General features: G+C 71.6%; 12 protein-coding genes and 1 pseudogene. 8 read left to right on the top strand and 5 right to left on the bottom strand.

Annotated features, from left to right (window positions below):
• Positions 1-17: 17 nt before the first annotated feature.
• Both OEIGOIKO_RS06830 and OEIGOIKO_RS06825 read left to right on the top strand, forming a co-directional pair.
• Complete coding sequence (locus OEIGOIKO_RS06830; protein ID WP_125052813.1) at positions 18-872, top strand: nitrilase-related carbon-nitrogen hydrolase; 855 nt, start codon at positions 18-20, stop codon at positions 870-872.
• Entirely contained in the window at positions 869-2,215 is a 1,347-nt protein-coding gene (locus tag OEIGOIKO_RS06825) for an aspartate aminotransferase family protein (protein ID WP_371858892.1), read from the top strand. The genes OEIGOIKO_RS06830 and OEIGOIKO_RS06825 overlap by 4 nt, the downstream gene beginning before the upstream one ends.
• 182 nt (positions 2,216-2,397) lie before the next feature.
• Here the strand turns inward: OEIGOIKO_RS06825 and OEIGOIKO_RS06820 are convergent, their stop codons facing one another.
• Complete coding sequence (locus OEIGOIKO_RS06820) at positions 2,398-2,601, bottom strand: cold-shock protein (protein ID WP_030020385.1); 204 nt, start codon at positions 2,599-2,601, stop codon at positions 2,398-2,400.
• A gap of 297 nt (positions 2,602-2,898) precedes the next feature.
• Positions 2,899-3,954, bottom strand: coding sequence for an NAD(P)-dependent alcohol dehydrogenase (locus OEIGOIKO_RS06815; RefSeq protein WP_125052811.1), 1,056 nt, complete (start codon positions 3,952-3,954; stop codon positions 2,899-2,901).
• A gap of 211 nt (positions 3,955-4,165) precedes the next feature.
• On the opposite strand from OEIGOIKO_RS06815, the gene OEIGOIKO_RS06810 reads away from it, so the two are divergent.
• Positions 4,166-5,125: a helix-turn-helix domain-containing protein gene (locus tag OEIGOIKO_RS06810; protein WP_125052809.1), complete on the top strand. Its 960-nt coding sequence runs from the start codon at positions 4,166-4,168 to the stop codon at positions 5,123-5,125.
• Between the two features lie 257 nt (positions 5,126-5,382).
• Positions 5,383-5,964, top strand: coding sequence for a TerD family protein (locus tag OEIGOIKO_RS06805; RefSeq protein ID WP_031009892.1), 582 nt, complete (start codon positions 5,383-5,385; stop codon positions 5,962-5,964).
• 51 nt (positions 5,965-6,015) lie between these two features.
• On the opposite strand, the gene OEIGOIKO_RS06800 is transcribed toward OEIGOIKO_RS06805, so the two are convergent.
• Positions 6,016-6,594 carry a TerD family protein gene (locus tag OEIGOIKO_RS06800; RefSeq protein WP_125052807.1) on the bottom strand — a complete coding sequence of 193 codons (579 nt, stop codon included), beginning with the start codon at positions 6,592-6,594 and terminating at the stop codon, positions 6,016-6,018.
• 368 nt (positions 6,595-6,962) lie between these two features.
• Between OEIGOIKO_RS06800 and hydA the strand changes: the two genes are divergently transcribed.
• Positions 6,963-8,354 (top strand): dihydropyrimidinase, encoded by a 1,392-nt coding sequence (gene hydA, locus OEIGOIKO_RS06795; protein WP_125052805.1) that lies wholly within the window; start codon positions 6,963-6,965, stop codon positions 8,352-8,354.
• 20 nt (positions 8,355-8,374) lie between these two features.
• Positions 8,375-9,397, top strand: a complete 1,023-nt coding sequence (locus OEIGOIKO_RS06790; RefSeq protein ID WP_125052803.1) for a TIGR03842 family LLM class F420-dependent oxidoreductase — start codon at positions 8,375-8,377, stop codon at positions 9,395-9,397.
• Positions 9,398-9,498: 101 nt separating this feature from the next.
• On the opposite strand, the pseudogene OEIGOIKO_RS06785 reads toward OEIGOIKO_RS06790, so the two are convergent.
• Positions 9,499-9,663 (bottom strand): annotated as a pseudogene (locus OEIGOIKO_RS06785) (transposase); the annotation flags it as partial.
• A 268-nt stretch (positions 9,664-9,931) separates the two neighbouring features.
• On the opposite strand from OEIGOIKO_RS06785, the gene OEIGOIKO_RS06780 reads away from it, so the two are divergent.
• Both OEIGOIKO_RS06780 and OEIGOIKO_RS06775 read left to right on the top strand, forming a co-directional pair.
• Positions 9,932-11,038, top strand: a complete 1,107-nt coding sequence (locus OEIGOIKO_RS06780; RefSeq protein ID WP_125052801.1) for an NAD(P)/FAD-dependent oxidoreductase — start codon at positions 9,932-9,934, stop codon at positions 11,036-11,038.
• Between the two features lie 179 nt (positions 11,039-11,217).
• Complete coding sequence (locus OEIGOIKO_RS06775) at positions 11,218-11,919, top strand: DEAD/DEAH box helicase family protein (RefSeq protein ID WP_125052800.1); 702 nt, start codon at positions 11,218-11,220, stop codon at positions 11,917-11,919.
• A 96-nt stretch (positions 11,920-12,015) separates the two neighbouring features.
• Here the strand turns inward: OEIGOIKO_RS06775 and OEIGOIKO_RS06770 are convergent, their stop codons facing one another.
• The gene (locus OEIGOIKO_RS06770) at positions 12,016-13,083 is read right to left on the bottom strand and encodes a lipoate--protein ligase family protein (RefSeq protein WP_125052798.1); all 1,068 of its coding nucleotides are present in this window, start codon (positions 13,081-13,083) and stop codon (positions 12,016-12,018) included.
• Between the last annotated feature and the right edge of the window lie 15 nt (positions 13,084-13,098).

Genomic DNA, 13,098 nt, shown 5'->3' with positions numbered 1-13,098 from the left:
CGACGAAGGAGCAGCTCATGGCCGATGTTGTCCGTAACGTCGTACGCGCCGCACTGGTTCAGGCGTCCTGGACCGGCGACACCGAATCGATGATCGCGAAGCACGAGGAACACGCCAGGGCGGCGGCCGCGCAGGGCGCGCAGGTGATCGGCTTCCAAGAGGTCTTCAACGCCCCCTACTTCTGCCAGGTGCAGGAGCCGGAGCACTACCGCTGGGCCGAGCCGGTGCCGGACGGCCCCACCACCCGCCGGATGCGGGAGCTGGCCCGCGAGACCGGCATGGTGATCGTGGTGCCGGTCTTCGAGGTCGAGCAGTCCGGCTTCTACTACAACACCGCCGCCGTCATCGACGCCGACGGCACCGTGCTCGGCACCTACCGCAAGCACCACATTCCGCAGGTCAAGGGCTTCTGGGAGAAGTACTACTTCAAGCCGGGCAACCTCGGCTGGCCGGTCTTCGACACCGCCGTGGGCCGGATCGGCGTCTACATCTGCTACGACCGCCACTTCCCCGAGGGCTGGCGCCAGCTGGGCCTGAACGGCGCCCAGCTCGTCTACAACCCTTCCGCCACCTCCCGCGGCCTGTCCGCCTACCTCTGGCAGCTGGAGCAGCCCGCCGCCGCGGTGGCGAACGAGTACTTCGTCGCGGCGATCAACCGGGTCGGTGTGGAGGAGTACGGCGACAACGACTTCTACGGGACGAGCTACTTCGTCGACCCGCGCGGGCAGTTCGTCGGTGACGTCGCCAGCGACACCAAGGAGGAACTGGTCGTCCGCGACCTGGACTTCGGCCTGATCGACGAGGTGCGGCAGCAATGGGCCTTCTACCGGGACCGCCGCCCCGACGCGTACGAGGGCCTGGTCCGGCCGTGACGGCCCCGCACGCGCCCCGGGACGGCGCCGGGGCCCCGGCGCCGGCCGCCGACCTGCGCTCCCGGCACCGCGCCGTCCTGCCCGACTGGCTCACGCTGCTGTACGAGCGCCCCATCGAGCTGACACACGGCGAGGGCCGCCACGTCTGGGACGCGGACGGCAACCGCTACCTGGACTTCTTCGGCGGCATCCTCACCACCATGACCGCCCACGCGCTGCCCGAGGTGACCAAGGCGGTCGCCGACCAGGCGGGCCGCATCCTGCACACCTCGACGCTCTACCTCTCCCGCCCCATGGTGGAGCTGGCGGAGCGGATCGCCGCGCTCTCCGGCATCCCCGACGCCCGGGTCTTCTTCACCACCTCCGGTACGGAGGCGAACGACACCGCGCTCCTGCTGGCGACGGCGTACCGGGGCTCGAACCAGATCCTGGCGATGCGCAACAGCTACCACGGCCGGTCCTTCTCGACCGTCGGCATCACCGGCAACGCCAGTTGGTCACCGACCGGGCTCTCGCCGCTCCAGACGCTGTACGTGCACGGCGGCGTGCGCGGCCGGGGCCCGTACGCCGGGCTGTCCGACGCCGCGTACATCGACGCCTGCGTCGCCGACCTGGAGGACATGCTCGGCCAGACGGCGGGCGTCGCCGCGCTGATCGCCGAGCCGGTGCAGGGCGTCGGCGGCTTCACCTCGCCGCCCGACGGGCTCTACGCGGCCTTCCGGGAGGTACTGGACCGGCACGGCATCCTGTGGATCTCCGACGAGGTGCAGACCGGCTGGGGCCGGACCGGCGACCACTTCTGGGGCTGGCAGGCACACGCCGGGAACGGCCCGCCGGACCTGCTGACCTTCGCCAAGGGCATCGGCAACGGCATGTCCGTCGGCGGTGTCGTCGCCCGCGCGGAGGTGATGAACTGCCTCGGCGCGAACTCCGTCTCCACCTTCGGCGGCAGCCCGGTCACCATGGCGGCGGCCCTGGCCAACCTCGACCACCTCCTCGCCCACGATCTCCAGGGCAACGCCCGGCGCGTCGGCGGCCCGCTCGTCAAGCGGCTGCGGGCGGCCGGAGCGGAGCTCGGGATCGTACGGGAGGTGCGCGGGCGCGGCCTGATGATCGGTGTCGAGCTGGTGGCGCCGGACACCGGTCAACCGTCGCCGCGGGCGGCGAACCTCGTCCTGGAGGCCGCCAGGGAGCGCGGGCTGCTCATCGGCAAGGGCGGCCTGGCGGGCGCCGCGCTGCGCATCGCGCCCCCGCTGTCCCTGACCGCCGAGGAGGCGGCACAAGGCGCGGAAATCCTGACGGAGTCCTTGCGGGCGGCCGAACGGGGACTGTCGTCCGCCTGAAATGTTCCGGCCGGTTCCGAGCGGTTCCGGCTGGTCCCGGCTGGTTCCGGGCTGGGAAATGCCCGAGCCGTGCAAAAAGACGCGAGCCGGAAACTTACCCTTTCGGGTGAAGCTCCGGCTCGCGCCTACGCAGTCCTGCCGTCGCGGCGGCGGTCCGTCGGGACCGGCCGGCCTGCGGGTCGTCAGGCGAGAACGATGTTCTCCGCCTGCGGGCCCTTCTGGCCCTGCGTGACGTCGAAGGAGACCTTCTGGCCCTCGACGAGCTCACGGAAGCCCTGGGCCTGGATGTTCGAGTAGTGCGCGAAGACGTCGGCGCCGCCGCCGTCCTGCTCGATGAAGCCGAAGCCCTTTTCGGAGTTGAACCACTTCACGGTGCCGGTCGCCATGTCTTTATCCTTCGATCGAGGCAGTTGAGGAATCCGCACTGCGCGGTTTCCAGGGTCGCCGCAATTGAGCCCATCCGGATGTGACCGGCAGAAACAAAATGCGCCCGACGGTCACATACCGTCAGGCGCACATAACGTTTATGGGTACCAAAACTGCAACTGATTCGAAGGTAGCACGGAACCTGTCGCCGGGACAGTACCCACGGTGATCTCCGGGTGTCGCCCGGGTCGCGCCGACGGTGTCCCGGGGTGCCGCCGCGGCGGCACCCCGGGCAGCGGGGCCGGGCCCCGCGGCCGTCAGATCGTGGCGGTGTCGATCACGAAGCGGTAGCGGACGTCACTGGCGAGCACCCGCTCGTACGCCTCGTTGATCCGGTCCGCGGTGATCACCTCGATCTCCGAGGTGATGCCGTGCTCGCCGCAGAAGTCCAGCATCTCCTGGGTCTCCTGCAGGCCGCCGATCAGCGAGCCGGCGAAGGACCGGCGGTTGCCGATCAGGGCGAACGGCGCGACGGGCAGCGGGTGCTCCGGCGCGCCGAGCTGGACCAGGGTGCCGTCGGTGCGCAGCAGGCCCAGGTAGGCGTTGAGGTCGAGCTGCGCGGAGACGGTGTTGACGATCAGGTCGAAGGTGTTCGCCAGTTCCTCGAAGGTCTCCGGGTCGGACGTGGCGTAGTAGTGGTCGGCGCCGAGCCGCAGGCCGTCCTCCTGCTTGCGCAGCGACTGGCTCAGCACGGTGACCTCGGCACCCATCGCGTGGGCGATCTTGACGCCCATGTGGCCGAGGCCGCCCAGGCCCACGACGGCGACCTTCTTGCCGGGGCCGGCCTTCCAGTGCGCCAGCGGCGAGTACAGGGTGATGCCGGCGCACAGCAGCGGTGCGGCGGCGTCCAGCGGCAGGCTGTCCGGGATGCTCAGCGCGTAGTTCTCGTCGATGACGAGGTGGGTGGAGTAGCCGCCCTGGGTGGCCACGCCGTCCCGGCCGACGGCGTTGTACGTGCCGACCTGGCCCAGCTCGCCGGTGCAGTACTGCTGGAGGCCGGCCCGGCAGTTCTCGCACTCGCGGCAGGAGTCGACGAAGCAGCCGACGCCGACCCGGTCGCCGACCGCGTACCGGGTCACCTCGGAGCCGACCTCGCTGACCACACCCGCGATCTCGTGGCCGGGGACGATCGGGAAGTGCCCGCCGTCGCCCCACTCCGCCCGCACGGTGTGGATGTCGGAGTGGCAGATGCCCGCGAACTTGATGTCGATGACGATGTCGTGCGCGCCCGGCTCCCGGCGCTCGATGGTGGTGCGCTCCAGGGGAGCCTTCGGGGCGGGTGCTGCGTATGCGGGAACAGAGTTGCGGTTCATGTACTCCAGGGTGGGCTTGCGTGCCTGGGGCAACCAGTGCCCTGTTGAACCTACGCTCGGCGTTCCTACTACTGCGAGGACCACCCTGGCGGCACGGGGGCCGGGGCTCCTGACCGTACGGTGTCCGGCGCCCCGGCCGTGCGGCGGCCGCCCCCTGGCCGCCGCCGATGCCGCTCCCCGTACGACGCCCGGCGCCCGTCATAATTCAGGGATGGACCAGCGCACCGAACTGAGCGAATTCCTCCGCTCCCGCCGCGCCAGGCTCCGGCCGGAGGACGTCGGTCTGGCGCACCACGGCGGCCGCCGCAGGGTGCCCGGCCTGCGCCGGGAGGAGCTGGCGCAGCTGGCCGGGGTCAGCGTGGCGTACTACATACGGCTCGAACAGGGCCGGGGGCAGAACGTCTCCACGGCGGTGCTGGACTCGATCGCGGACGTGCTGCGGCTGACCCGGGCCGAGCGCTCCCATCTGACCCACCTGGTCAGACCGGCTTCCCGGCGCCTGCGCCCCGCCCTCCTGCCGCAGCGGATACGCCCCGCCTTCCAGGACCTGATCGACGCGATGGACGGCGTTCCCGCGTACGTGGTCGGCCGGCGGCTGGACATCCTCGGCTGGAACCGGCTCGCCCGTGCCCTCCTCGGTGACTTCGCCGCGATGCCGCCCGAGGAGCGCAACATGGCCTGGCAGCTCTTCCTCGCCCCCGCCACGCGCGAGCTGTACGCCGACTGGGCGGAGAAGGCGTCGCACGTCGTCGCCCACCTGCGGCGGGACGTCGGCCGGTTCCCGGAGGACCCGAAGCTGTGCGCGCTGATCGACGAGCTGTCCGCGCGGAGCGCCGACTTCCGGCGGATCTGGGCGGCCCACGACGTCCAGGACAAGGGCTTCGGCCGGAAGCGGCTGACGCACCCGGTGGTGGGGCCGCTGTCGCTCGCGTACGAGACGCTGGCCCTGCCGGCCGACCCGGACCAGCAACTGGTCACCTACCACGCCGAACCCGGGTCGCCGTCGGCGCGGGCGCTGCGCCGGCTGGCGGAAGAGGCGGCGGAGCCGGCCACCGGCCTTACGGGAGAGCCGGACGCACGCTTTATGGAAGAGCCGGACGCGCGCCCTGCGGAACAGCCGGGCCTCCGCCTCCCGGAGCGGGCGGCGGAGCGGGTGTCCTCGATGCCGTGAAAGCGGCGACGCGCCCTGTTGTGCGGGCGCCCGGCTGGGTACCGTACGACTGGGCCCCGCTGTGAGCATTCCGGCGGGGCCCGCCAAGCGCCGAACGCCCGGCGCCCGCCGTCCGTACCGGCTGTCGGGCGCCCGCTCCACCGTCGCGTCTTTACTTCTCCATTACCTCTACAGTGCTGTAGATTTTTGATCCCCGGCCGGTGGCGACGGCCGCCGCCTGCCCAAGGCACGCCATCCCGACGCAGGAGTGACAGCACATGACCGTGAACCTGGACAAGGGTCAGAAGATCAGTCTGAGCAAGTCCGGCGGAGGCGAGCTCAGCGTCGTACGGATGGGACTCGGCTGGCAGGCCGCCGCCCGCAAGGGCTTCCTCGCCAAGCTGATGGCCCGCGAGATCGACCTGGACGCCTCGGCCGTTCTCTTCGCCGGGCAGGAGCCCGTCGACGTCGTCTTCTTCCAGCACCTGATCAGCGACGACGGCTCCGTACGCCACACCGGCGACAACCTGGTGGGCGGCGCGGGGCAGGGCGGCGACGACGAGGCGATCCTGGTCGACCTCCAGCGGGTGCCCGCCCGGGTCGACCAGATCGTCTTCACGGTGAACTCCTTCACCGGCCAGACCTTCGCCGAGGTGCAGAACGCGTTCTGCCGCCTGGTGGACGAGACCAACGGCCAGGAGCTGGCCCGCTACACCCTGACCGGCGGCGGCCCGTACACCGCGCAGATCATGGCGAAGGTGCGCCGGGCCGGCGGCGGCTGGGAGATGGCCGCCATCGGCGAGCCCGCCAACGGCCGCACGTTCCAGGACCTGATGCCGGCCATCGCCTCGCACCTGTAAGCACGGCTGAAGGGCGCGCCCGGAGAAGGCGCGCCCTTTCGCGTACCGGGGTCAGCCGACGTTGACGCCGTAATCGGTGGCGATACCGGCCAGCCCCGACGCGTACCCCTGGCCGATGGCCCGGAACTTCCACTCGCCGCCGCGCCGGTAGAGGGCGCCGAAGACCATCGCGGTCTCGCCCGCGGCGTCGTACGACAGCTCGTAGCGGCACATCTCGCGGCCCGTCAGGTTGTCCACCACGCGGATGTACGCGTCCTCGACCTGGCCGAAGCTCTGGCCGCGCCGCTCGGCGTCGTGGATGGAGACGGTGAAGACGACCTGGCCGGTCTCCTCGCCGAGCCGGTCCAGGTCGATGAGGATCTGCTCGTCGTCGCCGTCGCCCGCGCCGGTGAGGTTGTCGCCGGTGTGCCGGACCGCGCCGTCCGGGCTGGTCAGGTTGTTGTAGAAGACGAAGTGCGCGTCGGACAGGACGCGTTGGTCGGTGCCGCAGACCACCGCCGAGGCGTCCAGGTCGAAGTCGGCGCCGGCGGTGGGCCGGGCGTCCCAGCCCAGGCCGACGGTGACGTCCGCGAGGGGAGTGCCGTCCTGGTTGAGGACGACGTTCTGGCCCTTGGTGAGGCTGACGCCCATGATGCTGTGTCTCCTGTTGCGTGTGGATCGGTCGTCGGGTGCGTGCGGTCGTCGGGTGTGCGTGCGGTCCGGTGTGTCGTGCTTTCCCTCATCGGGCAACGCGGCGGCCGAAGACAAGGTTCCCAAGTTGCGCAACCAATGAAATAAGTCCGTTCCGGCGCCCGCCGGCTCCCCTGAACTGCGGTCATGGTGTTGCCACGGTGGGTGACATGCTTCTACGGTCGGCTGCACGGCCGCGCTCTACGGGTGTAGACCGGTCATGACGCGGCGTCACCTGGGGCGGGCCGCCCGGACGGCAGAGCACGCCGGGCCGTGTCCCTTCCGGCGCCGCCGAGCACCACTGGTGTGTGGAAGGGAGAACCGGAAGCATGACCCGTACAGTCGTCCGCGGCGGCCTGGTCGTCACCGCCGCCGAAGAAGTGCACGCCGATGTGCTGGTCGAGAACGGCCGTGTCGAAGCACTGGCCACCCCGGGCAGTCAGCAGTGGGCCGCCGAGCGCGTCATCGACGCCACCGGGAAGTACGTCGTCCCCGGCGGCGTCGACGCCCACACCCACATGGAGTTCCCGTTCGGCGGAACCGCTTCCTGCGACACCTTCGAGACCGGCACGAAGGCGGCGGCGTGGGGCGGAACCACCACGATCATCGATTTCGCGGTGCAGTCGAAGGGCGCCGCGCTGCGCGAAGGGCTGGACGCCTGGCACGCGAAGGCGGACGGAAGATGCGCGATCGACTACGCCTTCCACATGATCGTGTCGGATGTGAACGAGTCCACGCTGAAAGAGATGGACGGGCTGGTCGGCGAAGGCGTGACCTCGTTCAAACTCTTCATGGCGTATCCGGGCGTCTTCTACTCCGACGACGGACAGATCCTGCGCGCCATGCAGCGGGCCGGTGACAACGGCGGCCTGATCATGATGCACGCCGAGAACGGCATCGCGATCGACGTCCTCGTCCAGCAGGCGCTGGAGCGCGGCCAGGCCGATCCGCGGTACCACGGCGAGGTCAGGAAGGCGCTCCTGGAGGCCGAGGCGACGCACCGCGCGATCAAGCTGGCCCAGGTTGCCGGAGCGCCGCTGTACGTCGTCCACGTGTCGGCGCGGGAGGCGGTCGCCGAACTGACGCGGGCGAGGAACGAGGGCCTGCCGGTCTTCGGCGAGACCTGTCCGCAGTACCTGTTCCTGTCGACGGACAACCTCGCCGAACCCGGCTTCGAAGGCGCGAAGTACGTGTGCAGCACCCCGCTGCGGCCGAAGGAGCACCAGGCGGCCCTCTGGCACGGCCTGCGTTCGAACGACCTCCAGGTGGTGTCCACGGACCACTGCCCGTTCTGCTTCTCCGGACAGAAGGACCTCGGCCGCGGCGACTTCTCCAAGATCCCGAACGGGATGCCGGGCGTCGAGAACCGGATGGACCTGCTGCACCAGGCCGTCGTCGACGGCCACCTCACCCGGCGGCGCTGGATCGAGATCGCCTGCGCGACCCCGGCCAGGATGTTCGGCCTCTACCCGAAGAAGGGCACCATCGCGCCGGGCAGCGACGCCGACCTCGTCGTCTACGACCCGCACGCCGAGCAGACCGTCTCGGCGGCCACCCACCACATGAACGTCGACTACTCGGCCTACGAGGGCAGGCGCCTGACCGGCCGGGTCGAGACGGTCCTGTCGCGCGGCGAACCCGTCATCACCGCGCGCGAGTTCACCGGCCGGGACGGGCACGGCGCGTACACCCCGCGCGGCACCTGCCAGTACCTGAACTGAACCGCGGAAGGACTGTCACCATGGACTTCGGACTCGTTCTGCAGACCGACCCGCCGGCCTCCCAGGTCGTCAGCCTCATGCGACGCGCGGAGGCGGCCGGCTTCACCCACGGCTGGACCTTCGACTCGTGCGTGCTGTGGCAGGAGCCGTTCGTCATCTACAGCCGCATCCTGGAGCACACCGAACGCCTGATCGTCGGCCCGATGGTCACCAACCCCTCCACCCGCACCCCCGAGGTCACCGCCTCCACCTTCGCCACCCTCAACGACATGTACGGCAACCGCACCGTCTGCGGCATCGGACGCGGCGACTCGGCGATGCGGGTGGCCGGCCGCGCCCCCAACACCCTCGCGCGGATCAGCGCGACCATGAAGACCGTCCGCGCTCTCGGCCGCGGCGACGAGGCCGATCTGGGCGGCGGCATGGTCGTGAAGTTCCCCTGGGTGCGCGAAGGGGCGCGGCTGCCCGTCTGGATGGCCGCGTACGGCCCCAAGGCGCTCAAGATGACCGGCGAGGAGGCCGACGGCTTCATCCTCCAGCTCGCCGACCCGTACCTCACGGAGTGGATGGTGAAGGCGGTACGCGCGGCCGCCTCGGCGGCCGGCCGCGACCCGTCCGACGTCACGATCTGTGTCGCGGCCCCCGCCTATGTCACGGAGGACGACTCGCCGGAGGCGCTCGCCCACGCCCGGGAACAGTGCCGGTGGTTCGGCGGCATGGTCGGCAACCACGTGGCCGACCTGGTCTCCAAGTACGGCACGGACTCGGGTGCGGTGCCGCAGGAGCTGACCGACTACATCAAGTCCCGCGAAGGCTACGACTACGCCCACCACGGCCGTTCGGGCAACCCTGACACAGCCTTCGTCCCCGACGAGATCGTCGACCGCTTCTGCGTCATCGGCACGGCGGACGCGCACGTCGAGAAGTTGCGCAGACTGCGGGAGCTGGGCGTCGACCAGTTCGCGCTGTACGCGATGCACGACGCGAAGGAGGAGGTGATCGACGCGTACGCGCGGGATGTCATCCCCCGGGTCAACGCCTGAGCGGGGCGCCGCCGGGCCGGTCCGCCGGTGAGACGAAGGGCCCGGGACACACCCGCCGGTGCTTGGGTTCGAGGGGGCGTCACAAACACCACTTGGTGCCAGGTGGTGAGTAGATCACGAAGACGCTCGGCCGGGGTGTCCCAGCCGAGCGTCTTGCGTGGGCGGCCGTTGAGTTCCTGGGCGACGTGTTCGACGTCTTCGGGACTGCGCGGGCTCAGATCGGTGCCTTTCGGCAAGTACTGCCGCAGTAGCCCGTTCGTGTTCTCGCACGTGCATCACTGCCGTCCGGGCAGCGGGCGGGAACTCCCTTGGTACAGCAACTGCGTTCTCGTGCGGTGGTGCTGAGGCGGCGGCACAGAGGTGCCCGAGACGCCCCGGCGTGACGTGGACCTCTTCCGTCAGGGGGCGCGATCACCCAAGATGAGGGACGGCTACGGCGGTTGCCGGGACGGACCGCGGAGCCAGGGAGTCGCGGAGTCGTCATGCGTACCGGACCGGCTCGCGGGGCCGGCCGCCCGCCGGGAGGAGAGGCAGATGCGCGTCGCCGTGGTCGGTTCGGGCATCGTCGGCGCGAGTGCCGCCTGGCACGCGGCCGGACTGGGGGCGGACGTGGTGCTCGCCGGGCGTGCTGCGCCCGGTGAGGCGACCGCGGCCGGTGCGGGCGTCATCTGTCCCTGGGGCTCCGAGAACGACGACCCGGACTGGTTCCGCGCCGCCGCGGAAGGCGCCCGGTACTACCCGGAGCTGATCGGCGGACTCACCGAGGCAGGCGAGCACGGCCTCGGCCACCGGGCCGTCGGCGCGCTCGCCCTGGCCGCCGACGACGCGGACCTGCACCGCATCCGCCGACGGGTGCTCGAACGGCGGCGCGACACCGCGGACACCGGCGAAGTGGACCTCCTCGGCGAGTCCGAGGTACGCGCGCTGTTCCCGCCCCTCGCGCCCGGCTACCGGGCCGTACGCATAGCCGCCGGTGCGCGGGTCGACGGCGGGCGGCTGCGGGACGCGCTGCTGCGGCAGGCACGGCACCGGGGCGTCGATGTGCGTACCGGCCGCGCGGCACTGCTGCGTACGGCGGACCGGGTCACCGGCGTCGAGGTGGACGGCGAGCGCATCGCCGCGGACGCCGTCGTCGTCGCGGCCGGGGCCTGGGCGCCGGAGCTGCTGGCGCCGGCGGGCGTCACCGTACGGGTCGCACCGCAGCGCGGCCAGATCGTCCACCTGTCGCTGCCCGGCACGGACACCGGGAACTGGCCCGTCGTCATGCCCCGAGGCACCGGGCACTATCTCGTCCCGTTCGACGGCTCGCGGATCGTGGCGGGCGCCACCCGGGAGACCGGTACCGGCTTCGACCACCGGGTGACGGCCGCCGGGCTGGCCGAGGTGCTGACCGAGGCCCTGGCCGTCGCGCCCGGACTGGCGGACGCCGGCCACCTGGAGACCCGCGTCGGCTTCCGCCCCGTAGGACCGGACACCCGACCGCTGCTCGGCCGGGTCCCGCAGCTGGCGGGCCTGGTCGTCGCCGACGGCCTCGGTCCGACCGGCCTGACCGTCGGCCCCTGGGCGGGACGTGTCGCCGCGCTGCTCGCGACGGGCGGGGACCCGGGGCTGGACCTGAGCCCGTACGACCCGGTGCGCTGACCGGCGCACGGACCCGGTGCCGACCGGCGCACGGTCCCGGTGGGGGCGCACAGAACGCGCGGAGGCGCGCGGGGGCGCGCACCGACTCAACCGTCCCTGCCAACTCTTTGCCCACTCCTGATGCTCCCCATACGGGGCGGCCTTGGAGCGGCACGGCCGATGCGGGGACCATGGACCGTATGAGGCGCCCTCCATCGGGAACACCCTTCGGTCCTGCTGCCCGGACGACGACCGCCGCGGCCGGCCGGCTCTCCCACGTGCGGTGGATCGCCGGCGGCACCGGAGCGGGCAAGAGCACGCTGGCGATAATCCTGGCCCGGCGCCACGGCGCCGTGATCTACCGCGGTGACCTGGCCCAGCACACCTGGCTGCCCCGCTGCACCCCACGGCAGCACCCGCACTTCCACGCGGCCCGCGACGAGCCGCCCGGCTCCCTGTGGGACAGCCGCAGCCCCGACGAGGCGTGCGGCTTCGCGCAGCGCGTGGTCGCCGAGACCTTCGCCTTCGAGGTCGAGGACCTGCTCGCGATGCCCGCCGACCGGCCCGTCCTGGTGGACTGGTTCGGCAACCTGCCGAGCCAGCTCGCACCGCTGCTCACCCGCCCCGACCAGGCGGTCTTCCTGCTGCCCACCCCCGAGTTCCGGATGGCCGCGCTGCGCGCCCGCCGCAATGTGCCGGTGCGGTCGCTGGTCAGCTGGGGCAGCCGGGCCCCGGAGTCCACCCTGGCCAAGCGGCTGGCCCGGGACGAACTGTGGGACGCCGAGGTGCGCCGCCAGGCCGCCGCCCACGGAAACACGGTGATCACCATGGACGGCGACCGCCCGGCCGGCGAACTCGCGGACGAGGTGGCGGCGCGCTTCCGGCTGGGCACGGCGGCGTAGGAGACGGGGGAGGCGGTGGCCGCCCGGCCGGTGCTGTGACGCCGCCTGCCGCGCACGGAACTCCCCTGCGGAACCCGCCTCGCCCGCGGAACCCGCCTACGGAACCCGCGCCGTCCACTCCGGCGAGCTGAACTTCCCGCCCGCCAGCTCCTGAGCGCGCGTCATCTCCTCCGGGGAGACCTTGCCGTCGCTGCCGCCGTACCGCGCGCGGAACGAGCCGATCATCCGGGCGATGACCTCCGCCCGCGGCAGCCCGGTCTGGCGGCGCAGCGGGTCCACCCGCTTCTTCGCGCTGCGGGTGCCCTTGTCCGACAGCTTCTCCTTGCCGATCCGCAGCACCTCGACCATCTTGTCCGCGTCGATGTCGTAGGACATGGTCACGTGGTGCAGGACCGCCCCGTCGCCCGCCACCATGCGCTTCTGCGCGGCGCCGGCGATCTTCCCGGCGTCGGTGGCGATGTCGTTGAGCGGCTTGTACCAGGCGTTGATGCCCATGTCGCCGAGGGCGGTCAGCACCCAGTCGTCCAGGTAGGCGTAGCTCTCGGCGAAGGTCAGGCCCTGGACGAGTGAGGCCGGTACGCACAGCGAGTACGTGATGGTGTTGCCCGGCTCGACGAACATCGCGCCGCCGCCGCTGATGCGCCGTACGACCGTCACGCCGTGCCGCGCGGCGCCCTGCGGGTCCACCTCGTTGGCCAGGGACTGGAAGCTGCCGATGATGACGGCGGGGCGGTCCCACTCCCACACCCGCAGCGTCGGCGGCCGCCGGCCGGCGGCCACTTCGGCGGTCAGCACCTCGTCCAGGGCCATGTGCAGCGCGGGCGGCTGCGGCGCCTCGTGGATGACCTGCCAGTCGAAGTCCGTCCAGTCGGTGGCCTGGGCGACGGCGCGCCGCACCGCGACGCCCACCGCCTCCGCCGTGAACCCGAACAGCACCGCGCCGGGCGGCAGCGCCGCCTCGATCCGGGCCGCCAGGCCGCGCGCGTCGGTGTCGGCGGGTGCGCCCTCCAGTGCCGCGTTGATGGCGCCGAGCGCCTCGTCCGGCTCCAGGAAGAAGTCTCCCGCGACCCGGACGTCGCGCAGCGTCCCGCCCGTCACGTCGAGATCGACGACCACGAGCTTGCCGCCCGGCACCTTGTACTCACCGTGGTGCTTGCCCTGCACGGCGCATCCTCCCGC

It is taken from the genome of Streptomyces paromomycinus, assembly GCF_003865155.1.
Lineage (GTDB): Bacteria > Actinomycetota > Actinomycetes > Streptomycetales > Streptomycetaceae > Streptomyces > Streptomyces chrestomyceticus.
Note: the sequence above shows the minus strand (reverse complement) of the source record. Positions and strands in the feature narration are given on the sequence as shown.